We start from the raw sequence: 22299 nt of genomic DNA on the forward strand, positions 1-22299 counted from the left end.
CTCCGGCCGGGTGGGGAGCGATCCGCATGAGGAGCGCGTGCCCTAGAACTTGTTCGGGGGGATGAGGTTCAGGTACACGGCCGTCACGATCACGTTGATCGCGAACAGCAGGATGAACGTGATGACGACGGCCTCGTTGACCGCGTCGCCCACGCCCTTGGGCCCGCCCTTGGGGTTCAACCCGCGGTAGGCCGCGACCACGCCGGCCGCGAGGCCGAACAGTGCCGCCTTGACGAAGCCGACGACGATGTCGGTCGGCTTCGAGAGCGCCGAGAAGCCCTGCACGTAGGCGCCCGGGGTGACGCCCTGCAGCACGACGTTGAAGTAGTAGCCGCCGGCGACACCGACGATCGAGACGAGCCCGAAGAGCAGGGCCGACACGAGGATGGCCGCGAGGACGCGGGGGACGACGAGGCGCTGGATGGGGTTGATGCCCAGTACCTCCATCGCGTCGATCTCCTCACGGATGGTGCGGGCGCCGAGGTCCGCGCAGATCGCCGACCCGCCCGCACCCGCCACCAGGAGCGCGCAGATGACCGGCGCGGCCTGCTGGATGACGGCCAGGGTGCTGGCGGCGCCCGAGAACGACTGGGCGCCGAACTGCCGGATCAGCGACCCCAGCTGCAGCGAGATGACCGAGCCGAAGGAGATCGACACGAGCGCCGCGGGCAGGATGCAGACCCGGGAGATGAACCAGCACTGCTCGATGAACTCCTTGGTCTGGAACGGCCGCTGGAAGATGCCGACGAAGATGTCCAGACCGAGGGCGAAGAGCTTGCCCGTCGCCGAGAGGGCGCCGGCGCCCGGGAAGCGCCCGGCGGTGATGCGAGAGGTCACGAGTCGCTCCGGCGGAAGAGTCGGCGGAGCCCGCCCTCGGAGCGCTTGCGCTCCGGGTCGGACCCACCCTGCGCGGGGCCGTTCTGCGGGTTCGCGCCGCCGGCCAGCTGGTCGGCCGCGGACTGCTCACGGCCCTCGGCGCCCGTCGCCGCGGGCATCGCCCACCCGGAGCGCTCGTCACCCCGGTCGGAGGCTGCCGGCTGCGTCGCGACCAGCTGCGTCGGCCCCTCGTCGGGCCCCGAGGTCGCCGACGAGCCGCCGTCCTGGGACACCGGAATCTGCTCGGTGCGCGGCTCCTCCTCGGAGTCCGCGTCCTTCTCCGGCGAGGTCGCGGTGTCGTCCTCGGCCGTCTCGGTCATCTCCGAGCTCGAGTCGGAGCCGTCCTCGGGAGCGACGCCGCTCTCGTCGGACTTCTCCTCGTCGGACTTGGTGTGCTCGCCGGCCTGCGGGAGCACCACGGTGCCGCCCGCGTAGTCGTCGACCGGGACGCCGACCAGCGGCTCGTCGGACTCCGGGGGCTCCGGTGGCGCCTTGCGGGCCTCCGCGTCGCCGTCGGGGTCCCCGGCGCCGGGCTCGCCCCCGGCCTCCTCCGGCGACCCCTCGGTCATCGACTCGGTCTGGTTCTCCTCCATCGCCTGGTAGCCGAACGGGTCGGCGTCCTCGGGCGGGTTGTCCCGCGTGAGCTCGATCAGCTCCGTGCGGTCCTGGTCCCTGGAGATCCCGTAGCGCTCCATGTCCTCGTCGGTCAGCGACTCGAGGATCGCGGTCTGCGCCTTCTCCGGGAGCGTGTGGAGGATCTGCATGACCCGGTCCTTGCGGCGCTGCACCGCCTTGCGCTCGCCGAGGCCCTCGGTGGGGTTGAGCTGAGGGTCGATGAACGACTCCTCGGACTCCGCCGAGCCGCCCTGCTTCTTCAGCTCCTTCATCTCCGCCTCCATCTGGGCGGTGTCCTTCTCCTCGGACATCCCGATGGGACCGATGCGGCGGCCCTGGAGGAACTGCTGGACCACCGGCTCCTCGGAGGTCAGCAGGACCTCGCGCGGGCCGAACATCACCAGGTTGCGCCGGAACAGCATCCCGATGTTGTCCGGGAGCGACCGCGCGGTGCCCAGGTGGTGGGTGACGATGAGGATCGTCGCATCGAGCTGGGTGTTCAGGTCGACGATGAGCTGGTTGAGGTACGCGGTGCGCACCGGGTCCAGGCCCGAGTCGGGCTCGTCGACCAGGATGATCTCGGGGTCGAGGACCAGCGCGCGGGCCAGCCCGGCGCGCTTCTTCATCCCGCCGGAGATCTCGCCGGGCAGCTTGTCCTCGGCGCCGCCGAGCCCGACCAGGTCGAGCTTCTCCATGACGATGTCCTTGATCTCGGACTCGCCCTTGCGGGTGTGCTCACGCAACGGGAACGCCACGTTGTCGTAGAGGTTCATCGACCCGAACAGCGCGCCGTCCTGGAACAGCACCCCGAACAGCTTGCGGATCTCGTAGAGCCGCGACTCCGAGCACCGCACGAGGTCGGTGTCGTGGATGAAGATCGAGCCCTTCTCGGGCTTGAGCAGACCGATGATCGACTTCAGCAGGACCGACTTACCGGTACCCGACGGGCCCAACAGGACGCTCACCTCACCGGCCGGCAGCGTCAGCGTGACGTCGGACCAGATGTTGGAGCTGCCGAAGGACTTCGAGAGGTTCTTGATCCCGACCTCGACGCCACCCATTGAATGCCTCCCGGCCTGATGTCCTACCTCGCCGTGGGACGGACCGGGTCGTTCTGGTCACCCGTCCGAACTGTGCGCCCGACCACTGCGCGACGGCCCGAGGAGTCGGGCATCACAGCGACAACGACCTGCGCGGCGAAAGGTTACTGGACGGGTAACGCGGGTTACCCGTCAGGGATACCCCCGCGTAGTACGTCGGCCGGATCGCGGCGTCCGGGTGAGCCGGACCCGGAAAGTACTGCTCCGAACGGTCCAGAAACGCCGATGGGGCGGGGTCCGTGTCGGACCCCGCCCCATCGTGGGCGTGATAGCGCGCCTCCCCCGTCCGGGGGGAGGCGCACCGGCTACGGCCGGATCAGCTCAGGCTGACCTTGGCGCCGGCCTCCTCGAGCTTCGCTTTGGCGGCCTCGGCGGCCTCCTTGGCGACACCCTCGATGATCGGCTTCGGCGCGCTCTCGACGAGCTCCTTGGCCTCCTTGAGGCCCAGACCCGAGACGACCTCACGGACAACCTTGATGACCTGGATCTTCTTGTCGCCGGCGGCCTCGAGGACGACGTTGAACTCGTCCTTCTCCTCCTCGACCGGGGCGGCGGCACCACCGGCGGCGGGCGCGGCGGCGGCGACCGGGGCGGCGGCGGTGACCTCGAAGGTGTCCTCGAACTTCTTCACGAACTCCGAGAGCTCGAGCAGCGTCATGTCCTTGAAGGCGTCGAGCAGCTCGTCGGTGGAAAGCTTAGCCATGGTGGCGTTCCCTCTTTCTGCGTTCAGGGGGTGGTGTCGGGGATCAGGACTCGCCAGCGGCGGCGTCGGCCGACTCGACCGCGGCGACGGCCTCCTCGGTGCTCCCGCTGCCTTCGGCGGCGCGCTTGTCCTGCAGGGCCTGGGCCAGGCGGGCGATCTGCGAGGCCGGGGCGTTGAACAGGCCGGCGGCCTTCGCGAGGTTGCCCTTCATGGCGCCGGCGAGCTTCGCCAGCAGGACCTCGCGGGAGTCCAGATCGGCCAACTTGGTGATCTCGTCGGCGGAGAGGGGACGCCCCTCCATGTAGCCGCCCTTGACGACGAGGGCCTTGTTGTCCTTCTGGAAGTCGCGCAGCGCCTTGGCGGCGTCGACGGGCTCCCCGGACACGAAGGCGATCGCCGTCGGACCGACGAGCAGCTCGTCGAGTCCCTCGACCCCCGCCTCGGCGGCGGCCAGCTTGACCAGCGTGTTCTTGGCGACCGTGTAGTTCACGTCGTCGCCCAGCGACCGACGCAGCTGCGTGATCTGCTTCGTCGTCAGGCCCCGGTACTCGGTCACGACCATGGCCGAGGCGTCGCGGAACTCCGCGGTGATCTCGGCGACGGCGGCCACCTTGTCGGCGGCCGGTGCACGTTCAGCCATCCGCGCCTCCTCTCCTCACTCGGGCGTTCGGACGGTGTTCCCCCGAGAACGACACGGGCCCGGAAACGACGGGAGCCCCGTGCGCAGGCGCACGGGGCTCGGTGACGCGGGCGGCCCGGGGCCACCCACACCGTTCCTCGTTCTCCTGCGCGGGCCGTCCGCCGGGGCGGACCTTCGTCTCCCCGCACCGTCCGTGGTGGACGCTCCGGGGGGAGACCAGCGGTCTCGGGTGGAACTCGGTGACAGTGGTGGTGCTCGCCGACGGGCGGACCCGTCGGGCTGTCGTAGCCAGGATACGCGACGGCCCGGGACCCCCCGTCGAGCGGGGTGTCCCGGGCCGGTACGACGTGCCGCGGGTCAGGCCTCCGTGGAGGTGAGGTTCCGCGTGCGGTTCGGGTCGACCGGGATGCCCGGGCCCATCGTCGTGGTCACGGTGATCTTCTTGACGTAGCGACTCTTGGCGGCGGACGGCTTCGCCCGGAGGATCTCGTCGAGGGCTGCCCCGTAGTTCTCGACGAGCTTCTCGGCGTCGAAGCTGGCCTTGCCGATGACCAGGTGCAGGTTGGCCTGCTTGTCGACGCGGAAGTTGACCTTGCCGCCCTTGATGTCGGAGACCGCACGGGTCACGTCCGGGGTGACCGTGCCGGTCTTCGGGTTCGGCATCAGGCCGCGCGGGCCGAGGATGCGGGCGACCCGACCGACCTTGGCCATCTGGTCGGGCGCGGCGACGGCGGCGTCGAACTCCAGCCACCCGCCCTGGATGCGCTCGATCAGGTCGTCGGAGCCGACCACGTCGGCGCCGGCGGCCTCGGCCTCGGTGGCCTTGTCACCGGTGGCGAACACGATGACGCGGGCCGTCTTGCCGGTGCCGTGCGGCAGGTTGATCGTGCCGCGGACCATCTGGTCGGCCTTGCGGGGGTCGACGCCGAGCCGCATGGCGACCTCGACGGTCGCGTCCATCTTCGTGCTCGACGTCTTCTTCGCGAGCTCGACCGCCTCGAGGGGCGCGTAGAGGTGCTCCTCGTCGATCAGCTCGGCGGCCTGGCGATAGGCCTTGCTGCGCTTCATGCTCTGTCCTTCGTGAGATGGCGGATCAGGTGTGGTGACGGGCGGCGCACGCCCTCCCACGGAGCTCCGGCGGGGTGGGTCAGCCGGAGACGGTCAGGCCCATCGACCGGGCGGTCCCGGCGATGATCTTGGCAGCCTGGTCGAGGTCGTTCGCGTTGAGGTCGGCCATCTTGGTCTGCGCGATCTCGCGGACCTGCGCGTCGGTGACCGAGCCGACCTTCTTCGTGTGCGGCGTCGGGCTGCCGGACTGGATCCCCGCGGCGGCGAGGAGCAGCTTGGCGGCCGGCGGCGTCTTCAGCGCGAAGGTGAAGGAGCGGTCCTCGTAGATCGAGATCTCGACCGGCACGACCTGACCGCGCTGCGCCTCGGTGGCGGCGTTGTAGGCCTTGCAGAACTCCATGATGTTGACGCCGTGCTGGCCCAGCGCGGGGCCGACCGGCGGGGCGGGCGTCGCCGCGCCGGCCTTGATCTGCAGCTTGACGACCGCGGACAGTCGCCTCTTCTTCGGGGGCATGCCTGGGACTTCCTCACGTTCCTGTTCGGGACCCGCCCCGCGGACCGGACTCCGCGGGGACGACTAAATCTTCGAGACCTGGTTGAAGCCGAGCTCGACCGGGGTCTCCCGGCCGAAGATGGACACCAGGACCTTGACCTTCTGGGCGTCGACGTTGACCTCGGAGATGCTCGCCGGGAGCGTGGCGAACGGGCCGTCCATGACGGTGACCGACTCGCCCACCTCGAAGTCCACCTCGACCGGCGCGGGCCCGCGGGTGTCGGCGGTCGCCGCGGCGGTGTCGCCGCCCTTGGCCTTCTTCGCCGGCGCCTCCTGGCGCGGCAGCAGGAACTTGGTGACCTCGTCGAGGGTGAGCGGCGAGGGCCGCGACGTCGCCCCGACGAAGCCGGTGACGCCCGGCGTGTTGCGCACCGCGCTCCACGAGGCGTCGTTGAGCTCCATCCGCACCAGGATGTAGCCGGGCAGCACCTTGCGCTGGACCTGCTTGCGCTGCCCGTTCTTGATCTCGGTGACCTCCTCGGTGGGCACCTCGACCTGGAAGATGAAGTCCTCGACGTCGAGCGTCTGCACGCGCGTCTCGAGGTTGGTCTTCACCTTGTTCTCGTAGCCGGCGTAGGAGTGCACGACGTACCAGTCGCCGGGGGCGAGCCGCAGCGACTCCTTGAGCGCCTTGACCGGGTCCTCGGGCTCGTCGGGCTCCTCGGGCTCGGTCGGCACGACCACCGGGGCGCCCTCGGCCTCGACGACCGCGGCGTCCCCGGTCCCGGCCGCCTGCGAGGGCAGGTCCTCGGCCTCCTCCTCGGGGGTGCCCCCGAGAGCCTCGCGGGCCGCGGCCAGGTCGGCCTCCGGGTCGACCTCGTCGTCGCCCTCGGGGACCTCGCCGTCCGCACGCGCCTGCGCGGCGGCGCGGGCGACCTCGGCGTCGTCGAGGGTGGCCGGGGCCTCCTCGGTGCTGAGGTCGGAGCCCTCGCGGATGATCACACCGCGCGTGCGGGCCTCGCCCACGAGTTCGGGCTCACCGCCCTCGGGGCCGGTGGCGGGAACATCTGCGGAGGTCACTTCTCTTCTCACTTCCTTCAAGGTGCGCGGCGTCGGACCGCACGGCGGGTGCCGGCCGTGGCCGGTGGGCGGGCGGTCAGCCGAACAGCGTGAAGGTCAGCTTCTGGAACCCGACGTCCAGGAGCCCGACCAGGGTGACCATGAAGGCCACGAAGACCAGGACCACCGCCGTGTACACGACGATCTGCCGGCGCGTTGGCCAGTGCACCTTGCGCAGCTCGGCGACGACCTCCCGCAGGAAGCGGCGCAGCCGCGCGACGACGGAGCCCTCGGACCCCGTCGACCGGCCGTCCCGGGCCGGGGTGGCCCCGCCCTTCGTGGCGACCGAGCCGGTCCCCGACTCGTCACCCGCACCACGACGGCGTCGACCCGCGGCCGTGGTGGGACGGGCGTCGGCACGCGCGTCGTCGCCGTCGGGCCGATTGGCCCCGCGGCCGCTGCGCTCCTCGCTCACTGTTCCGTCCTCACCCGGCCCTCCGGCCGCCGAACGCTCGGCGGCCGGCAACCGGGCGCCGTCTCGATGTCTGCACCGTTCGCAGTGCAGGGGCGACAGGACTTGAACCTGCAACCTGCGGTTTTGGAGACCGCTGCTCTGCCAGTTGAGCTACGCCCCTGTGGCGACCCGTCGGGGGCCGCCGGGTGACGGGAACCCCGGGGCCGGACGTGCACGTACGCACGCCGGACCGAGGACTCATCGCCCTTCACCGACCATGCTACGGCACCCCGTCCACGCCGATCGCGACGACCCCGCGGGCCGGGCGCACCGGCCGGACCTCCCGGCGGAATCGGCGTGCGCGTGCGTGGGAGAATCCCATGACATGACCGCAGTCACGTCCTCGTCCTCGGGGGGCTCCTCCCCCGCCGCCACCGATCGGCGCATCTCCGAGCGCATCGGAGGGATCGCGGAGTCCGCGACGCTGGCCGTGGACGCCAAGGCGAAGGCGCTCAAGGCGGCGGGCCGCCCCGTGATCGGCTTCGGTGCCGGCGAGCCCGACTTCCCCACCCCGCAGCCGGTCGTCGACGCCGCGATCGCCGCGTGCAGCGACCCGAAGAACCACCGCTACTCCCCGGCCGGCGGGTTGCCCGAGCTGCGCGAGGCGGTCGCCGCCAAGACGCTGCGCGACTCCGGCTGGGAGGTGTCCGCCGCGCAGGTGCTCATCACCAACGGCGGCAAGCAGGCGGTCTTCGAGGCCTTCGCGACCGTCGTCGACGAGGGCGACGAGATCCTGCTGCCCGCGCCGTTCTGGACGACCTACCCGGAGGCCGCCCGGATGGCCGGCGGCGTCCCCGTGCAGGTGGACACCGACGCCACGACCGGCTTCCTGCCCACGGTCGAGGCCCTGGAGGCGGCGCGCACGCCGCGGACGAAGGTCCTCCTCTGGTGCTCGCCGTCCAACCCGACCGGTGCCGTCGCCCCGCGCGAGCTCGTCGAGGCCGTCGGGCGCTGGGCCGAGGAGCACGGCATCTCGGTGATCGCCGACGAGATCTACGAGCACCTCGTCTACGACGGCGCCGAGCACGTGTCCATGCCGGTGGCGGTCCCCGGGATCGCCGACCGCTGCATCGTCGTGAACGGCGTCGCCAAGACCTACGCGATGACCGGCTGGCGCGTCGGCTGGCTGATCGGGCCGACGGACGTCGTCAAGGCGGCGGCGAACATGCAGTCGCACGTCACCTCGAACGTCTGCAACGTCGCGCAGCGGGCCGCGCTCGCCGCGGTGTCCGGGCCGCTCGACGCGGTCGAGGAGATGCGGACGGCCTTCGACCGTCGTCGGCGCACGATCGTCGAGATGCTCTCCGCCATCGACGGCGTCGAGTGCCCGACGCCGAAGGGCGCCTTCTACGCCTACGCCGACGTCCAGGGACTCCTGGGCAAGGAGCTGCGCGGGGAACGCCCGAAGACGTCGGTCGATCTCGCCGCGGCCATCCTCGAGCACGCCGAGGTCGCCGTCGTCCCCGGTGAGGCGTTCGGGACGCCGGGCTACTTCCGGCTCTCCTACGCCCTCGGCGACGACGACCTGCGGGCCGGCGTCAGCCGCATGGCCGATCTCCTCGCCGAGATGTCCTGAGCCCACGACGGACCGGCACGGGGGGACGGCCCCTCGTGCCGGGACCGCGGGATGGGCGTCCGCTCAGCGGCCGCGGACGACCGCGAGGGCCTTGCCCAGGACGGCCTTGCCGTCCGGACCGACGGCGGTGACCCCGAGGGTGACCGACCCGTCGTCGTCGACCGCCTTCACGGTGGCGCCGAGCGTGACCGTCGCGCCCTCGTCGTCGTCCGGGACGACGACCGGGCGGGTGAAGCGGGTGCTGAACGACCGCACGGCCGCGGGGTCGCCGGCCCAGTCCGCGACGAACTGCGCGGCGAGCGCCATCGTCAGCATCCCGTGCGCGATGACACCGGGGAGCCCGACCGCCGTGGCGGTGCGCTCGCTCCAGTGGATGGGGTTGAGGTCGCCCGACGCGCCGGCGTAGCGGACGAGGTCGGCGCGGGTGAGCGTGACCTCGCGGCCGGCGATCTCGTCACCGGTGGTCACCGCGGGGAGCGTCATGCGTCCTCCCCGGCCCGCCCGACGAGGGTGGCGGTGCTGACCAGCACCGACCCACCGTCGGGGTCGGTGACGTCGCAGCGGAAGGTCACGACGTCGTTGCCCGCGAGTTCCTTGATCTCGGCGACGCTGACGACGGTGGTCAGCACGTCGCCCGCGACGACCGGCCGGTGCAGCTCGAAGGCCTGATCGCGGTGCACGACGCGGGTGAAGTCCAGGCCGAGGGCGGGGTCGTCCACGACCTCGCGCGTGGCCTCCCAGGTGAAGACCACCGGGAAGGTCGGCGGGGCCACGACGTCGGCGTGCCCCGCCGCCCGCGCCGCCTCGACGTCGGTGTGGACCGGGTCGGTCGCCCCGACGGCCCGGGCGAACTCACGGACCTTCTCCGCCCCCACGCGGTAGGTGCGGGGCGGCCAGGAGCGACCGACGAACGACGCGTCGAGAGCCACGGCGCGGGACCCGCTCCTAGCGGGTCTCGCGGTGCCCGCGGTGGGTGCCGCAGTTCGGGCAGAACTTCTTCAGCGTGAGCCGGTCGGGGTCGTTGCGCCGGTTCTTGCGCGTGATGTAGTTGCGGTTCTTGCACTCCTCGCACGCGAGCGTGATCTTCGGGCGCACGTCGGTTGCGGCCATGGGAGTGTCCTTTCGAGAACTACGACTGCGTCTGTCCTGGTAGCGGTGGCCGGACTTGAACCGGCGACACAGCGATTATGAGCCGCTTGCTCTGCCACCTGAGCTACACCGCCACGGCATGACGAAACCGGCGGGAATCCCCCGCCGGTCTCCTCTCGCCGAGCCCCTTTACGGAATCGAACCGTAGACCTTCTCCTTACCATGGAGACGCTCTGCCGACTGAGCTAAAGGGGCCAGTCATCCCGCCGGTTCAGGCCGCCCCGGGGGTTCCGGGCGCCGTCTCTGCGGGCGGTGACCAGCGTACAGGGCCTCCCTCCGCACCCTGCGCGGCACCCCCTGCCTCGGCCAGCGCGTCCAGCCACCGCTCCAGGCTCCCGACCGGCAGCGGCTTGGAGACCAGGTAGCCCTGCGCCACGTCGCAGCCCATCTCGGCCAGCGCGGTGCGCACGGCGGCACTCTCGACGCCCTCCGCGACCACCGTCAGCCCGAGGGTGTGCCCCATCTCGACGATGGCCCGGACCACCGCGACGTCACCGGACTCGGTGCCCATCCCGAGCACGAAGCTCTTGTCGATCTTCACGGTGTCCACCGGCAACCGCCGCAGGTGCGCGAGCGAGGACTGCCCGGTGCCGAAGTCGTCCACGGCGAGCCGGCAGCCCAGCGCGTGCAGCCGGCGCAACGCCGGCAGGGCGTGGTCGCGCTCGACCGACACCCCGCTCTCGGTGACCTCGAGGGTCAGCAGTTCGGCCGGGACGCCGTGCCGGGCGAGCGCGGCCGCGACCAGCTCCGGGAAGTCGTCGTCCAGCGAGCCGACCGAGAGGTTGACCGCCACCGAGAGCCGGCGGCCCCGGTCGAGCCAGCGGCGGGCGGCCGCGAGGGACTCGTCGAGCACGAACTCGGTGAGCCCGCCGATCTGGCCGGTGGCCTCGAGGACGGGCACGAACTCGTCGGGCAGCAGCGCGCCGAGTTCCGGGTGCTCCCAGCGCGCGAGGGCCTCCACCCCCAGCACCGTCCGACCCTCCAGCGAGACCGTGGGCTGGTAGTGCACCCGCAGGTGCCCGCCCTCCACGGCCCGCCCGAAGCCGCGGATCACGGCGAGCCTGCGGTCCGCCCGCTCCCCCATGCTCGGGTCGTAGCAGCGGACGGGCCCGCCGTCGCGGGCCGCGGTCAGCGCGACGTCGGCGCGGGCGAGCAGGCGGGACGCGAGCACGTGCGGGTCGTGCTCCCCGGCGAGCCCGGGGACGCCGGCCGCGGCGACCCCGACCAGGACGGGCGCCTCGAACGGGATGCCCTCGAGCACCAGCGGGCGGGCGAGGGCCTCGCGCATCTCCTCGGCGCTCGCCTTCGCGGTCGGCGGGTCGACCCCCGCGACGAGGACCGCGAAGGTGTCGCCCTCCAACCGGGCCGCGAGCCGGGCGCCCGGGGCCACGCTCGCGGCGCGCTCGCTGCCGCACACGGCGTCCAGGCGCCGGGCCGCGAGGGCCACGAAGTGCTCCCCACCGGCGTGTCCGAGGGTGTCGTTGACCTGGTCGAGCAGGCCGAACGAGATGACCGCGACCGCGCCGGCACCGGCGTGGACCTCGCGCGCGCACGCCTGCAGGAAGCCGGACCGGTTGAGCAGTCGGGTCTGCGGGTCGCGGTGGGCGTCGCGGCGCAGGCGGGCCTCGAGCCGGGTGTTCTCCACCTCGGCGCCCACCTGCCGCGCGATGGTGGCGAGCAGGGCGAGCTCGCCGCGGACCACGGCGCGACCGGGCCGGCGACGGGCGCCGGACCGGCGTGCCCGGCCCCGTCCCGGGTCGTGGATCTCGACGACGCCGCGCCGCGCGCGCACCACCTGCGAGGAGAGCGGCTCGCCCGCCGCGTCGTGGATCTCGGGGGCCGCGACCGGCGCGACGAGCACCTCGGTCGCGCGGCGCGCGGTCATCCACCCGCGGACCTCGTCCGGGGCCGTGCGCCGGTGCCACCGGGACGCCCCGCGCGCCGTGAACGCCTCGTCCGGGGCCACCAGGTCGACGGCGCGCAGGTCCTCGGGCAGGGGGGCACCCGCGTGCTCCACGACCGAGGCGACCGCGAGCACCACCCGCCGCGCGTCGTAGCGCGCCCGCAACGCCTCGGCGACCGCCCGGGCGGCGACACGACCGTCGTCGGTGCCGCGGCGGCCGGCGTGGGCGGCGAGCGCCCGCCCGACCGCCCCGAGGGTCCGCAGGTCGGACGAGCGGCGGCGGCGGGCGCCGCGCAGCAGCAGGGCGACGACGACGAGCAGCCCGACCACGGCGACCGCGACGGCGACCGCGACGAGACCCGCGCTCACCGCCGGGCCCGTCCGGTGGGTCGGGTGCGGGGCCGCCGCGTCGTCGCCGTCATGGCCCTCACCTCCGCCCGCGCTCGGGACGTCATGCAGTCACCCCATCAGGTACCCGCTCACTCTACGCAAGAATCCTGATGGATCTGGGGCGCCGTATATCACCCGTCCGTAGCAATCGTGCGCGATCTCCGGGGGAACCATCGGATTCAGTCACCGTCCGGGACAGGATCGACACGACCCGGCACCGGGCTCACGCCGACCGGCGGACCGCGCCCGGTCCTGGTGGGATGGACCGGACGCACCGTCGTGGACGAGGAGGAGCGGATGGCCGCGGGAGCACGGGTCACGGCGGGCATCGTCGCCACCGGCAGCGAGTTGCTCGCGGGCCGCGTACGGGACGCGAACGGGCCCTGGATCGCCGAGCGCCTCGGTCGGCTCGGGATCGACGTCACCGAGATCGTCCTGGTCGGCGACCGGCCGGAGGAGATGGAGGCGGCGCTGCGCTCCCTCGCCGGGCTCGACCTGGTGGTCACCAGCGGCGGCCTCGGCCCGACCGCCGACGATCTCACCGCGGCCGTGGTCGCGGACCTCACCGGCCGACCGCTCGAGCTCGACGAGCACATGGAGAAGGTGGTCGGCGACATCATCGCCCGCTTCGCCGACCGTCTGCGCTGGGACGCCGACGCGCTCGCGGAGGCCAACCGCAAGCAGGCGATGGTGCCGCGCGGGGCCTCCGCCATCCCGCCGGTCGGCACCGCCCCCGGCCTCGCGGTCCCGCCCGGCGACGGCTTCCGGCCCACGGTGCTGGTGCTGCCGGGACCTCCGCGCGAGGTCCAGGGCATGTGGGACGACGCGGTCGCCTCCGCGCCGATGCAGGCGCTGCTGGCGCGCACCGAGCCGTTCGCGGAGACCCACCTGCGGCTGTTCGGTGTCCCGGAGTCGGAGATCGCGGCCACCCTGCGCGCGGTCGGCGGCCGCATCGACCTCACCCCGCTCGAGATCGTCACCTGCCTGCGCGACTTCACCCTCGAGGTCGACCTGCGCCGCGCCCCCGGCGACGAGGCCGCGGCGACCGCGCACGACGCGGTCGTCGCGGAGATCGACGCCCGCCACGGGTCCGCGGTGTTCTCCCGGACCGGCGAGACGATCGACGAGATCCTGTTCGACCTGCTCTCCGGACACACCATCGCGACCGCCGAGTCCTGCACCGGTGGCCTGCTCGCCGGGCGGCTCACCGCACCGGCCGGCGCCTCCGCCCACGTGCAGGGCGGCATCGTGTCCTACTCGAACGAGGCGAAGGCGCACCTGCTCGGCGTGCCGCAGGAGGTCCTCGACACCGACGGCGCCGTGTCCCCCCGCGCCGTGCAGGCGATGGCGCGGGGGGCGATCGAGGCCTTCGGCGTGGACGTCGCGGTGGCGATCAGCGGGATCGCGGGCCCCGGCGGTGGCACCGAGGCGAAGCCGGTGGGCTACGTCTGCTTCTGCGTGCGCACCGCCGACGGCGCCGAGATCGTCCGCGACCCGGTGCTGCCGGGCGAGCGCGGCGACGTGCGCGAGCGCTCCGTCGTGCTCGCGATGCACCTGGTGCGGCGGATTCTCACGCCGCGCGATCAGGCGGTGAGCTGACGGAAGAAGCGGATGATCTGCTCGACGGCGTCGCCGATCGCGGCGAGGACGGTGCGCACGAGGGCGGCCGCGTTGTCGGGCTGGGCGATGACGAAGTAGAGCACGATCGCGACGACGACCAGGATGATCAGGAGTCGCACACGCGGGTTCATCGCGTCCTTCCGCCGGTCGGTGCACCACCCGGATCGGGCGCGGGCCGACCGTAACGTGAGCACGCCCGCACACGGTGCGTTCGCCGCACGTGTCGCGTGCGTCCTGCGGCACGATGTGGACCATGACCCGGCTGACCGCGTTCACCCACGGCTCCCTGCGCTTCGACGTCGTCGACGCGGGGCCACGGGACGCGGACGGGACGGTGCTGCTCCTGCACGGGTTCCCGCAGACGTCGGCGTCGTGGGGCCCGGTCGCCGCGCGGTTGCACGACGCCGGCCTGCGCACGCTCGCACCGGACCAGCGGGGCTACTCCCCCGGCGCGCGGCCCTCGGGTCGGCGCGCCTACCGGGTGGAGCACCTCGTCGAGGACGCCGCCGCGCTCGTGGAGTCCTCCGGGGCCGGCTCGGTGCACGTCGTCGGGCACGACTGGGGCGCCGTGGTGGCCTGGGCGCTCGCGGCGCACCGCCCGGAACTGGTCCGCACCGTGACCGGTGTGTCCGTGCCGCACCCCGCCGCGTTCCTCCGCGCGATGTACGCGGGCCCGCAGCTGCCGCACTCCTGGTACATGGGCGCCTTCCAGCTGCCGTGGCTGCCGGAGCGTCTGCTCGGCGACGAGGCCCGCTTCGCCGCGATCCTGCGCCGGACGGGCGCGTCCCGTGACCAGGCCGCCCGGGACGCGGCCGCCGTCTCCCCGTTCCCGACCGGCCCGCTGAACTGGTACCGGGCCCTGCCGTTCGCGGCGCCGGGCTACACCCACCGGCCGGTGCAGCGGCCGGCCCTGCAGGTGTGGAGCGACGGCGACGGCTTCATCACCCGCGCCGCCGTGGAGCACAACGACCGGTTCGTGCTCGCCCCGCACCGGCTCGTCGTGCTCTCCGGGGTCTCGCACTGGATTCCGGACGAGGCCCCGGACGACCTCGCGGACCTCGTCCTGGAGCACGTCGGCGAGCACGTCTAGGGCTGGATCGACTCCAGCTCGACCAGCGCGGTGTCGAGGTGGCCGAGCAGGCGCTGCAGGTGCGGCACCGCCCGCGGGCAGCCGGTGAGCCCGAAGGCCATCTCGTCGGCGTAGCGCACGAGCGTGATGTTGAGGGCCTGCCCGTCGGCCACCATGGACACCGGGTAGTTGTCGGTCACCTCGGCACCGTCGAAGTACTGCCGCTCCTCGGTGGAGGGCACGTTCGAGATGATCAGGTTGACCACCGGCCGCGGCGGCATCGGCAGCATCCGCAGGGTCGGCAGGGCCGCGAGACCCATGGTCGCGACGTTCAGCGCCACCGACGTGACCGGGTCGAGCGAGCGCAGCGCCGCCTTGCCCTGCGTCATCGAGGCGTGCACCTTGGCCAGCCGGTCGGCCGGGTCGGCCAGATCGGTGCCGAGCACGCAGAAGACCGAGCCCCAGGCGTTGCCCTGGGTGGCCTCGCCCCGGGTGTCCGTCCCGCGCAGCGACACCGGCACCATCGCCACCAGCGAGCTCGGGGGCAGTTCCCCGAGGTCGTCGAGATAGGCCCGCAGCGCGCCCGAGGACATGGCGAGCCCGACGTCGTTGACGGTCACCTCGTGGCGCTTCGCCACGTCGGCGAGCCGGGCGTACGGCCAGCTCTCGCCCGCGAAGCGGCGCTGCCCGGAGAGCCGCTCGTTCAGGCGGGTGTGCGGGGCCTGGAAGGCGACCCCGACGTCGCCCGTGGCGACCTGCGCGAGCGCCCTCGCCAGGGCCGGGAGACCACCGACGACCCCGCCGGCCATGCCGGCGGCGCTGCGGATCAGGTCGCCGACGGTGCCGCCGTCCTCCTCGCCCGACGACCGCCGGGGTCGGGTGGTGCTGCGACGCCAGGGCGGTCGGCACCCGCGGGTCTCCGGGTCGAACGCCAGCCCGGAGACGATGTGCCGGCTCAGCGTGATGCCGTCGAACAGCGAGTGGTGCAGCTTCGTGACCAGTGCGAAGCGACCGTCCGCGAGCCCGGTGACGAGCTCGGCCTCCCACAGCGGGCGGCTGCGGTCGAGCAGCCGGGCGTGCAGCGCGGACACGTGCTCGAGCAGTTCGCGCACCCGGCCGGGGGCCGGGAGTGCCGTCCGGCGCACGTGACTCGCGAGGTCGAGGTCCTCGTCGGGCTCCCAGGCCCAGGCCCCCGCGGTCGTGAGCGACCGGACCGGCCTGCGCGCGAAGGCGCTCTTCAGGTCGGTGGGGTCGACGAGGGTCGCGTACAGCTCGTCGAGCCAGTCCTCGCCGGCGTCCGCGGGCGGCCGGAGGATCTGCAGGGCGGTGACGTGGGTCGGGTTCTCGCGGGACTCGCCGAGGAGGAACAGCGCGTCCTGCGGTGGGACGAGGGTCGTCATGCGTGCGGGGCGAGCGGAGCGACGGGGATCATGCGAGGGCTCTCCGGGAGGAGTCGACGGTGCGGGTGACGCCGAGGACCGCGTCGACGACGAGGGCGGGGTCGTCCCACATCGGCACGTGGCCGACGCGGGGCAGGCGGACGAACTCGGCGTCGGGGACGACGCGGCGCATCGGGGCGCCGTAGGACCGCCAGGGGATCATCCGGTCGTGCTCGGCCCAGGCGATCCGGACCGGGCAGGACAGGTCCCGGAGCACGCGGGTCGCCCCGTGCGCGACGGCGGCGTCGAGCAACGGCAGCAGGACGTCGCACTGCCGGACGTCGGCGATCATGTCCGGTACCAGCTCCGGGCCGACCCGGTCGCCGTGCTCCATGGTCTTGCGCAGCAGCGCCCGACGCAGGCGCGGGTTCCCGGCGAGCACCGGGGCGAACGACGGACGCGCCACGGCCCGCAGCACGCGGAAGGTCCACAGCAGCCGCCGCAGGTCCCAGCCCGACCGCCACGCCCCGGCGGGCGACAGCGCCACCGCCGACCGCGCCCGGCCCCGCCGGACGAGCTCGAGGGCCACCCACCCGCCGAGGGAGTTCCCGACGACGTGGGCGGTGTCGATCCCCTCCGCGTCCAGCTGGGCGCAGACGCCGTCGACGAGGCGGTCGATCGTGAACGGGCCGAGGGCGGTGTCCCACACCGGTCCGCCGCGGTGACCGGGCATCGTCGGGGCGAACACGCGGTGCTCCCGCTCGAGCGGGGCGAGCACCGGCTGCCACGAGCGCCAGGACACCGAGGCGCCGTGCAGCAGCACCAGGGGCGACCCGGTGCCGCCGCGGTGCGCGTCGGTGCTCACGCGGCGTACCGCTCGCGCAGCTGCCCCTTGACCAGCTTGCCGGTGGGGGTGCGCGGCAGGTCGTCGTCGAACACCAGCCGCTTCGGCACCTTGTAGCCCGCCATGCGGCCCCGCAGGTGCGCGAGGAGTTCCTCGGCCAGGTCGTCGGACGGCTCGCCCGCGGGGCTGACCACCGCGAGGACCGACTCGCCCATGTCCTCGTCGGGGACCCCGACGACGGCGACGTCGAGCACCTTCGGGTGCAGGGCGAGGGCGTCCTCGATCTCCTGCGGGTAGATGTTCACGCCACCCGAGATGATCATGAAGCTCTTGCGGTCGGTGAGGTAGAGGAAGCCCTCCTCGTCGACCCGGCCGAGGTCGCCGGTCGTCGTCCAGGTGGGGTGCTCGGGATGCTGCGCGGCGCGGGTCTTCTCGTCGTCGTTGTGGTAGGCGAACGGGACCTCGTCGCGCTCGAAGTAGACCGTGCCCACGTCCCCCGTCGGGACCTCGCGCCCGTCGTCGTCGCAGATGTGCAGGACGCCGAGCGCCGCGCGGCCGACCGAGCCGGGGTGCTCCAGCCAGGTCGCCGAGTCGATGAGCGTGACGCCGTTGGCCTCGGTGGAGGCGTAGTACTCCTGCAGCACCGGGCCCCACCAGTCGATCATGGCGCGCTTGACGTCGACCGGGCACGGCGCCGCGGCGTGGACCACGACGCGCAGGCTCGACACGTCGTAGGCGTCCTTCGTCTCCTGCGGCAGCTTGAGCAGGCGCACGAACATCGTGGGCACGAACTGGCCGTGGGTGACGCGGTGCTCCGCGATCGCCGCGAGGGCGCCCTCGGGGTCGAAGCGCTGCATCAGCACCACGGTGCCGCCGGTCGACTGGATCATCCCGCAGTAGCGCAGCGGCGCGGCGTGGTAGACCGGCGCCGGCGACAGGTAGACCGTGTCCTCGTCGAACCCGTAGAGCTTGCCGAACACGGCGAGCAGGAGGTCACCGGGCTCGTCGACCTGGCGGTCGGGCAGCGGCGGCTTGATCCCCTTGGGGCGGCCGGTGGTGCCCGAGGAGTAGAGCATGTCGGAGCCGCGGGGCTGGTCGGCCAACGGCTCGGCGGACGTCCCGGCCAGCAGCGCCGCACCGTCGGCGTACCCGTCGAGGTCCCCGTCGAGGGAGATCCGGTGTGCGACCCCCGGGGTGCGGTCGACCAGCGCGACGGCGAGCTCGCGCAGCGCCGGCCGCCGACCGGCGACCACGAGCACGCGCGCGCCGCAGTCGTCGACGATGTAGGCGGCCTCGTCCGGCGAGAGGTGGTGGTTGATCGCCGTGATGTAGAGGCCCGAGCGCTGCGCGGCCCAGTACACGACGAACGCCCACGGGGTGTTGTCGGCGAGCATGGCGACGACGTCACCGCGGCGCAGGCCCTGCTCGTGCAGGGCGCGGGCCAACCGGGTCGACTCGCGGTCGAGCTCGGCGTAGGTGAGCGTCTGGCCGGTCTCGGCGACGACGACGGCGGGCCGCTCCGGGGCGGAGGCGGCAATGGTCCCGGGGTACACGGCAGGTCCTCCTAGAAGATCTTCCGGAGCAGCTTCCTCGTCGACTCCGCGTACGGCGGGTAGACGAGCGACGGGTCCGGCCAGGTCGGCTTGATCAGGGTCGGGCGGCGGTGACTGAGGGCCTCGAAGCCCCACTTGCCGTGGTAGGCACCCATCCCGCTGCGCCCGATGCCGCCGAAGGGCAACTGCGGGACGAGGACGTGGAACATGGTGTGGTTGGTGACGATCCCGCCGGTGGCGATCCGGTCCCGGACCGACTCGATCGTCGCGCGGGTGCGGGAGAAGACGTAGGTCGCGAGCGGGCGGGGGCGCGCCTCGACGAAGGCGATCGCCTCGTCCGTCGAGTCGACGGTGAGCACCGGGAGCACCGGCCCGAAGATCTCCTCGCGCATGAGGGCCGAGTCGGGGTCGGGATCGAGGACCACGGTGAGGTCGACGCCCGGACCCGCGAGCTCGCCGGTCCCCGCCGTCGTGACCGTGGTGTCCCCGCCCAGGACCACCCGCCCGCCGTGGTCGGCGAGCAGGCCGCGCACGCGGTCGCCGTGCCGGTCGTCCACCACCCGCATGGCGAGGTCGCCCGCGCGCATCTCGCGGGCCGCGCTGCCGAACTCCTCGAGGAACTCGTCGACGACCGCGCGGTGTACCAGCACGTAGTCCGGTGCGACGCAGGTCTGGCCCGAGTTCATCAGCTTCGTCCAGGCGATGCGGCGGGCGGCGACCGCGACGTCGGCGCTCGCGTCGACGATCGTCGGGCTCTTGCCCCCGAGCTCGAGCGTGACCGGCGTCAGCGTGCGCGCCGCGGTCTCCATGACCTTCGCGCCGACCTCGGGACTGCCGGTGAAGAACACGTGGTCGACCCCGGCGCCGATCAGCTCCTGCGTCTCGGCGGGCCCGCCGGTGACGACCGTGACGGCCTCCGGGTCGAGGTGGCGGGGGACGAGCCGGTGCAGGGCGGCGGCCGTGGCGGGCGCGTACTCGCTGGGCTTGAGCACCGCGGTGTTGCCGGCCGCGAGCGCCGCGACCAACGGCGCGAGCGTGAGGTAGACCGGGTAGTTCCAGGGCCCGACGATCGCGACGACGCCGAGCGGCTCGGGCCGCCAGGTCCCGACGGCGGGTGCAACGCCCAGGGGGACCCCGGTCACCCGGGGGCGGGCCCACCACCCCAGGTACCGGCGGGCGTAGCGCGCCTCCGCGGCGGTGGACGACAGGTCGGCGAGCCACGCGTCGACCGCGGGACGCCCGAGGTCGGCCGCGAGGGCGGCGACGAGCTCGTCCTCGGCCTCGACCAGCAGCCGTTCGAGGGCGGCGAGCTGGGTCCGCCGCCAGCGCAGGGACCGCGTGCGGCCGGAGTCGTAGGCCGCTCGCGCCGTGGTCACGGCCGTGGCCACCGGGGTCGTGGTCGCGGAGCCCCGTGCGGCCGTGTCCGTCGACATCGTTCCTCCTCGGCGTCCTCGCGTCGGCGAGAACACAACGTATAGTGCGTTACGGTCGGCGATCAAGACCGTGGAGAAGGAGCCCGGCATGTCCCGCACGGCGTCTCCCGAGACCTACTTCGCCGCCGCGATGCGACTCCTCGCGGGCCCGGGCCTGCCGGCCCTCCGGATCGGCCGGCTCTGCCGTGAGGTCGGCGTGACCAGCGGCAGCTTCTACCACCACTTCGGCAACTGGGACGGCTTCGTCGCGGCCCTGCTCGAGCACTGGTCCCAGGAGGAGGTGGATCGGATCGTCGAGCTGGTCCGCCGCGAGCCCGACCCGGTCGGGCGGGTCGAGCTGATGAAGCGCCTGGCCCTGACCGTGCCGCACGCCGCGGAGACCGCGATCCGCCGGTGGGCGGGCACCGACGAGCTCGTCGCCGCCGCGCAGCAGCGGGTGGACGACCGGCGGCGCGAGGCGCTCCGCGAGGTCCTCGGCCCGCTGCTCGACGACGACGCGCTCACCGCGACGCTCGCCGAGGTGGCCCTGAGCCTGCTCGTCGGCCACCAGCAGCTCCACCACTCCGGCCCGTCCGTGGGCCTCGGCGCGCAGCTGGACCAGTTCGAGATCCTGGTGCGTTCGCACGCGACCGCGGCGCTGGAGCGCCGGGTCCGCGGTTAGCGGTTCAGCTGGATCGGCAGCGACTTCACCGCGTTGACGAAGTTGCTGGTCAGCCGGTTCGGCTCCCCGACCTCGAAGTCCGGCGCCGCCGTGAGCAGGCGCCGCCAGATCTCGCGCAGCTGGGTGCGGGCCAGCATGTTGCCCATGCAGAAGTGCGGACCGCCCCCGCCGAAGCCCTGGTGCGGGTTGGGGTCGCGGCCGACGTCGAAGCGCAGCGGGTCGGCGAACACCTCGGTGTCGCGGTTCCCGGACTCGTAGAACATGACGACCTTGTCCCCGGCCGCGATCCGCTGCCCCCGGAGCTCGGTGTCCTGCGTGGCCGTCCGGCGGAACGTCAGCACGGGCGAGGCCCAGCGCACCATCTCCTCGACCGCGGTGGGCATCAGCCCGTCGAGGTCCGCCGCGAGGCGCCGGCGCTCGTCGCGGAACTCGGTGAGGGCGACGGCGGTGTGGGCGATGGTGTTCCGGGTGGTGTCGTTGCCCGCCACGGAGAGCAGCACGAAGAAGGCGCCGATCTCCTCGTCGGTCAGCCGCTGCCCGTCGACCTCGGCCTGGACCAGGTTGGTCATCAGGTCGTCACGCGGATCGCTGCGGCGCTCCTCGGCGGCCTGCAGGCCCGCTCCGAGCAGGGTGAACATGGCCTGCCCCATGAGGTCCAGCGGGTCCTCGACGCCGTGCGCCGCCCGGACCTCGGGGTCGTTCGCCGCCACGAGCAGGTCCGCGGCCTCGGCCAGGGAGTCCTGCTGCTCCCCGGACACCCCCATCATGTCGTAGATCATCATCATCGGGAGGCGACGGCAGACGAGCTGGACGAAGTCGCCGTCACCGTGCTCGAGCAGCTCGTCGACGATCGTGGCCGCCCGCGTCGCGATCGTGTCCTCGAGCTTCGCGATCCGCTTCGGGGTGAAGGCCGAGCCGACGATCTTGCGGAGCTGGGTGTGCCGCGGGGAGTCCATCGCGAGGAAGGACTGGCTCGCCTCGAGCAGCTCCTCCGGCGCGTCCTGGAACTGCACGCCCTGCCCCGAGCAGAACAACGCGGGGTTCTTCGAGACGGAGGCGATGTCCTCGTGGCGCACGAGGGCCCAGAAGCCGCCCTCGCCCTCCGGCGTGCCCATCACGCCCTCGGGCGCCGGGTGCCAGGTGACCGGGCGCTCGCGGCGGAGCTCCGCGAAGCTCTCCTCCCGCTCGGCGGTCGACCGCGACCAGAACTCGAGCGACGACAGGTCGAGCGGGTCGCGCCCGGGCCGGTCGGGGGCAGCAGCGGCGGCGGTCATGGTGGTGTCTCCTCGCGTCCGTCGACGATGGCGGGCCCCCGCCGCGAGGTCGTGGTGGCGGGGCGACGGGGGCGCCGGCGGGCGGTGCCGCCGGTCAGTCCTGCAGCGAGAGCGCCTCGGTGGGGCAGGCCTCGCAGGCCTGCCGGAGCTCGTCCTCGCGCCCCTCGGGCACCTCGGTGAGGTGCAGGGTCAGCGACCCGTCGTCCTCGACCTCGAAGACGTCCGGGGCGACGGACTCGCACATGCCGAGTCCGCTGCACTTGTCGTAGTCCACGACGATCTTCATGGCTGGGGCCCTCCCGTTCGCGACGACGACGTCGAGCCGACCGTAACATACTATACGCTACGGGGGCGAGCGACGTCACATCTCGGCTCTGTAC

Annotated in this window: 22 protein-coding genes, 3 tRNA genes and 1 pseudogene; 4 read left to right on the forward strand and 22 right to left on the reverse strand. The window is 73.0% G+C overall.

Annotated features, from left to right (window positions below; genetic code table 11):
- Positions 1 to 42: 42 nt before the first annotated feature.
- The 9 genes and pseudogenes from LN037_RS20250 to LN037_RS20290 all read right to left on the reverse strand — a co-directional run bounded on the left by LN037_RS20250 (position 43) and on the right by LN037_RS20290 (position 7189).
- The gene (locus tag LN037_RS20250; RefSeq protein ID WP_230756006.1) at positions 43 to 837 is read right to left on the reverse strand and encodes an MlaE family ABC transporter permease; all 795 of its coding nucleotides are present in this window, start codon (positions 835 to 837) and stop codon (positions 43 to 45) included.
- A 716-nt stretch (positions 838 to 1553) separates the two neighbouring features.
- Positions 1554 to 2552 (reverse strand): annotated as a pseudogene (locus LN037_RS20255) (ABC transporter ATP-binding protein); the annotation flags it as partial.
- A gap of 355 nt (positions 2553 to 2907) precedes the next feature.
- Complete coding sequence (gene rplL / locus LN037_RS20260; RefSeq protein ID WP_230756008.1) at positions 2908 to 3294, reverse strand: 50S ribosomal protein L7/L12; 387 nt, start codon at positions 3292 to 3294, stop codon at positions 2908 to 2910.
- Positions 3295 to 3337: 43 nt separating this feature from the next.
- Positions 3338 to 3934 (reverse strand): 50S ribosomal protein L10, encoded by a 597-nt coding sequence (gene rplJ, locus LN037_RS20265; RefSeq protein ID WP_230756009.1) that lies wholly within the window; start codon positions 3932 to 3934, stop codon positions 3338 to 3340.
- 357 nt (positions 3935 to 4291) lie between these two features.
- Positions 4292 to 5002 (reverse strand): 50S ribosomal protein L1, encoded by a 711-nt coding sequence (rplA, locus tag LN037_RS20270; RefSeq protein WP_230756011.1) that lies wholly within the window; start codon positions 5000 to 5002, stop codon positions 4292 to 4294.
- 79 nt (positions 5003 to 5081) lie between these two features.
- Positions 5082 to 5516 (reverse strand): 50S ribosomal protein L11, encoded by a 435-nt coding sequence (gene rplK, locus LN037_RS20275; RefSeq protein WP_018330885.1) that lies wholly within the window; start codon positions 5514 to 5516, stop codon positions 5082 to 5084.
- 63 nt (positions 5517 to 5579) lie between these two features.
- Positions 5580 to 6521 (reverse strand): transcription termination/antitermination protein NusG, encoded by a 942-nt coding sequence (gene nusG / locus LN037_RS20280; protein ID WP_372460505.1) that lies wholly within the window; start codon positions 6519 to 6521, stop codon positions 5580 to 5582.
- Positions 6522 to 6651: 130 nt separating this feature from the next.
- Positions 6652 to 7029, reverse strand: a complete 378-nt coding sequence (gene secE / locus LN037_RS20285) for a preprotein translocase subunit SecE (RefSeq protein WP_230756012.1) — start codon at positions 7027 to 7029, stop codon at positions 6652 to 6654.
- A gap of 87 nt (positions 7030 to 7116) precedes the next feature.
- Positions 7117 to 7189: transfer RNA gene (locus tag LN037_RS20290), tRNA-Trp, on the reverse strand.
- Positions 7190 to 7393: 204 nt separating this feature from the next.
- On the opposite strand from LN037_RS20290, the gene LN037_RS20295 reads away from it, so the two are divergent.
- A complete protein-coding gene (locus LN037_RS20295; protein WP_230756014.1) occupies positions 7394 to 8644 on the forward strand; it encodes a pyridoxal phosphate-dependent aminotransferase in 1251 nt (416 codons plus the stop codon).
- Between the two features lie 63 nt (positions 8645 to 8707).
- Here LN037_RS20295 and LN037_RS20300 read toward each other — a convergent pair whose 3' ends face one another.
- The 6 genes from LN037_RS20300 to LN037_RS20325 all read right to left on the reverse strand — a co-directional run bounded on the left by LN037_RS20300 (position 8708) and on the right by LN037_RS20325 (position 12065).
- Positions 8708 to 9127 carry a MaoC/PaaZ C-terminal domain-containing protein gene (locus tag LN037_RS20300; protein WP_230756016.1) on the reverse strand — a complete coding sequence of 140 codons (420 nt, stop codon included), beginning with the start codon at positions 9125 to 9127 and terminating at the stop codon, positions 8708 to 8710.
- Positions 9124 to 9573 carry a MaoC family dehydratase N-terminal domain-containing protein gene (locus LN037_RS20305; protein WP_230756018.1) on the reverse strand — a complete coding sequence of 150 codons (450 nt, stop codon included), beginning with the start codon at positions 9571 to 9573 and terminating at the stop codon, positions 9124 to 9126. Before LN037_RS20305 ends, LN037_RS20300 begins: the two co-directional genes overlap by 4 nt.
- A gap of 16 nt (positions 9574 to 9589) precedes the next feature.
- Positions 9590 to 9754, reverse strand: a complete 165-nt coding sequence (rpmG, locus tag LN037_RS20310) for a 50S ribosomal protein L33 (RefSeq protein ID WP_230756020.1) — start codon at positions 9752 to 9754, stop codon at positions 9590 to 9592.
- A 37-nt stretch (positions 9755 to 9791) separates the two neighbouring features.
- A tRNA-Met gene (locus tag LN037_RS20315) sits at positions 9792 to 9867 on the reverse strand.
- A 48-nt stretch (positions 9868 to 9915) separates the two neighbouring features.
- A tRNA-Thr gene (locus tag LN037_RS20320) sits at positions 9916 to 9988 on the reverse strand.
- Between the two features lie 16 nt (positions 9989 to 10004).
- Entirely contained in the window at positions 10005 to 12065 is a 2061-nt protein-coding gene (locus LN037_RS20325) for a putative bifunctional diguanylate cyclase/phosphodiesterase (protein ID WP_230756022.1), read from the reverse strand.
- 318 nt (positions 12066 to 12383) lie between these two features.
- Here LN037_RS20325 and LN037_RS20330 point away from each other — a divergent pair, with 318 nt between their 5' ends.
- Complete coding sequence (locus LN037_RS20330; RefSeq protein ID WP_230756025.1) at positions 12384 to 13685, forward strand: competence/damage-inducible protein A; 1302 nt, start codon at positions 12384 to 12386, stop codon at positions 13683 to 13685.
- Here the strand turns inward: LN037_RS20330 and LN037_RS20335 are convergent.
- Complete coding sequence (locus tag LN037_RS20335; protein WP_230756027.1) at positions 13670 to 13837, reverse strand: hypothetical protein; 168 nt, start codon at positions 13835 to 13837, stop codon at positions 13670 to 13672. The two genes, LN037_RS20330 and LN037_RS20335, sit on opposite strands and share 16 nt — an antisense overlap.
- 122 nt (positions 13838 to 13959) lie before the next feature.
- Between LN037_RS20335 and LN037_RS20340 the strand changes: the two genes are divergently transcribed.
- Positions 13960 to 14796, forward strand: coding sequence for an alpha/beta fold hydrolase (locus LN037_RS20340; RefSeq protein ID WP_230756029.1), 837 nt, complete (start codon positions 13960 to 13962; stop codon positions 14794 to 14796).
- Here LN037_RS20340 and LN037_RS20345 read toward each other — a convergent pair.
- The 4 genes from LN037_RS20345 to LN037_RS20360 are packed head-to-tail and all read right to left on the reverse strand — an operon-like array spanning position 14793 to position 19984.
- Positions 14793 to 16175 (reverse strand): WS/DGAT/MGAT family O-acyltransferase, encoded by a 1383-nt coding sequence (locus LN037_RS20345; RefSeq protein ID WP_230756031.1) that lies wholly within the window; start codon positions 16173 to 16175, stop codon positions 14793 to 14795. The two genes, LN037_RS20340 and LN037_RS20345, sit on opposite strands and share 4 nt — an antisense overlap.
- 28 nt (positions 16176 to 16203) lie before the next feature.
- Entirely contained in the window at positions 16204 to 17019 is an 816-nt protein-coding gene (locus LN037_RS20350; RefSeq protein WP_230756033.1) for an alpha/beta fold hydrolase, read from the reverse strand.
- Positions 17016 to 18551 carry an acyl-CoA synthetase gene (locus tag LN037_RS20355; RefSeq protein WP_230756035.1) on the reverse strand — a complete coding sequence of 512 codons (1536 nt, stop codon included), beginning with the start codon at positions 18549 to 18551 and terminating at the stop codon, positions 17016 to 17018. The genes LN037_RS20350 and LN037_RS20355 overlap by 4 nt, the downstream gene beginning before the upstream one ends.
- An 11-nt stretch (positions 18552 to 18562) precedes the next feature.
- Positions 18563 to 19984 carry an aldehyde dehydrogenase family protein gene (locus LN037_RS20360; protein ID WP_230756037.1) on the reverse strand — a complete coding sequence of 474 codons (1422 nt, stop codon included), beginning with the start codon at positions 19982 to 19984 and terminating at the stop codon, positions 18563 to 18565.
- 88 nt (positions 19985 to 20072) lie between these two features.
- On the opposite strand from LN037_RS20360, the gene LN037_RS20365 reads away from it, so the two are divergent.
- On the forward strand, positions 20073 to 20645 hold the full coding sequence (locus tag LN037_RS20365) for a TetR/AcrR family transcriptional regulator (protein ID WP_230756039.1): 573 nt from the start codon (positions 20073 to 20075) through the stop codon (positions 20643 to 20645).
- Here the strand turns inward: LN037_RS20365 and LN037_RS20370 are convergent.
- On the reverse strand, positions 20642 to 21919 hold the full coding sequence (locus LN037_RS20370) for a cytochrome P450 (RefSeq protein ID WP_230756041.1): 1278 nt from the start codon (positions 21917 to 21919) through the stop codon (positions 20642 to 20644). The two genes, LN037_RS20365 and LN037_RS20370, sit on opposite strands and share 4 nt — an antisense overlap.
- 94 nt (positions 21920 to 22013) lie before the next feature.
- On the reverse strand, positions 22014 to 22205 hold the full coding sequence (locus LN037_RS20375) for a ferredoxin (RefSeq protein WP_230756044.1): 192 nt from the start codon (positions 22203 to 22205) through the stop codon (positions 22014 to 22016).
- Positions 22206 to 22299 lie beyond the last annotated feature (94 nt).

Origin of the sequence: Actinomycetospora soli (genome assembly GCF_021026295.1) — a bacterium.
In the GTDB taxonomy this organism is placed as follows: Bacteria; Actinomycetota; Actinomycetes; order Mycobacteriales; family Pseudonocardiaceae; genus Actinomycetospora; species Actinomycetospora soli.

Coding starts and splice junctions, on each gene's coding strand:
- LN037_RS20295 (WP_230756014.1), top strand. CDS start 7,394: ATGACCGCAGTCACGTCCTCGTCCTCGGGGGGCTCCTCCCCCGCCGCC.
- LN037_RS20345 (WP_230756031.1), bottom strand. CDS start 16,175: ATGACGACCCTCGTCCCACCGCAGGACGCGCTGTTCCTCCTCGGCGAG.
- LN037_RS20365 (WP_230756039.1), top strand. CDS start 20,073: ATGTCCCGCACGGCGTCTCCCGAGACCTACTTCGCCGCCGCGATGCGA.
- LN037_RS20335 (WP_230756027.1), bottom strand. CDS start 13,837: ATGAACCCGCGTGTGCGACTCCTGATCATCCTGGTCGTCGTCGCGATC.
- LN037_RS20300 (WP_230756016.1), bottom strand. CDS start 9,127: ATGACGCTCCCCGCGGTGACCACCGGTGACGAGATCGCCGGCCGCGAG.
- rpmG (WP_230756020.1), bottom strand. CDS start 9,754: ATGGCCGCAACCGACGTGCGCCCGAAGATCACGCTCGCGTGCGAGGAG.
- LN037_RS20330 (WP_230756025.1), top strand. CDS start 12,384: ATGGCCGCGGGAGCACGGGTCACGGCGGGCATCGTCGCCACCGGCAGC.
- LN037_RS20360 (WP_230756037.1), bottom strand. CDS start 19,984: ATGTCGACGGACACGGCCGCACGGGGCTCCGCGACCACGACCCCGGTG.
- rplL (WP_230756008.1), bottom strand. CDS start 3,294: ATGGCTAAGCTTTCCACCGACGAGCTGCTCGACGCCTTCAAGGACATG.
- rplK (WP_018330885.1), bottom strand. CDS start 5,516: ATGCCCCCGAAGAAGAGGCGACTGTCCGCGGTCGTCAAGCTGCAGATC.
- LN037_RS20340 (WP_230756029.1), top strand. CDS start 13,960: ATGACCCGGCTGACCGCGTTCACCCACGGCTCCCTGCGCTTCGACGTC.
- rplJ (WP_230756009.1), bottom strand. CDS start 3,934: ATGGCTGAACGTGCACCGGCCGCCGACAAGGTGGCCGCCGTCGCCGAG.
- LN037_RS20370 (WP_230756041.1), bottom strand. CDS start 21,919: ATGACCGCCGCCGCTGCTGCCCCCGACCGGCCCGGGCGCGACCCGCTC.
- LN037_RS20375 (WP_230756044.1), bottom strand. CDS start 22,205: ATGAAGATCGTCGTGGACTACGACAAGTGCAGCGGACTCGGCATGTGC.
- rplA (WP_230756011.1), bottom strand. CDS start 5,002: ATGAAGCGCAGCAAGGCCTATCGCCAGGCCGCCGAGCTGATCGACGAG.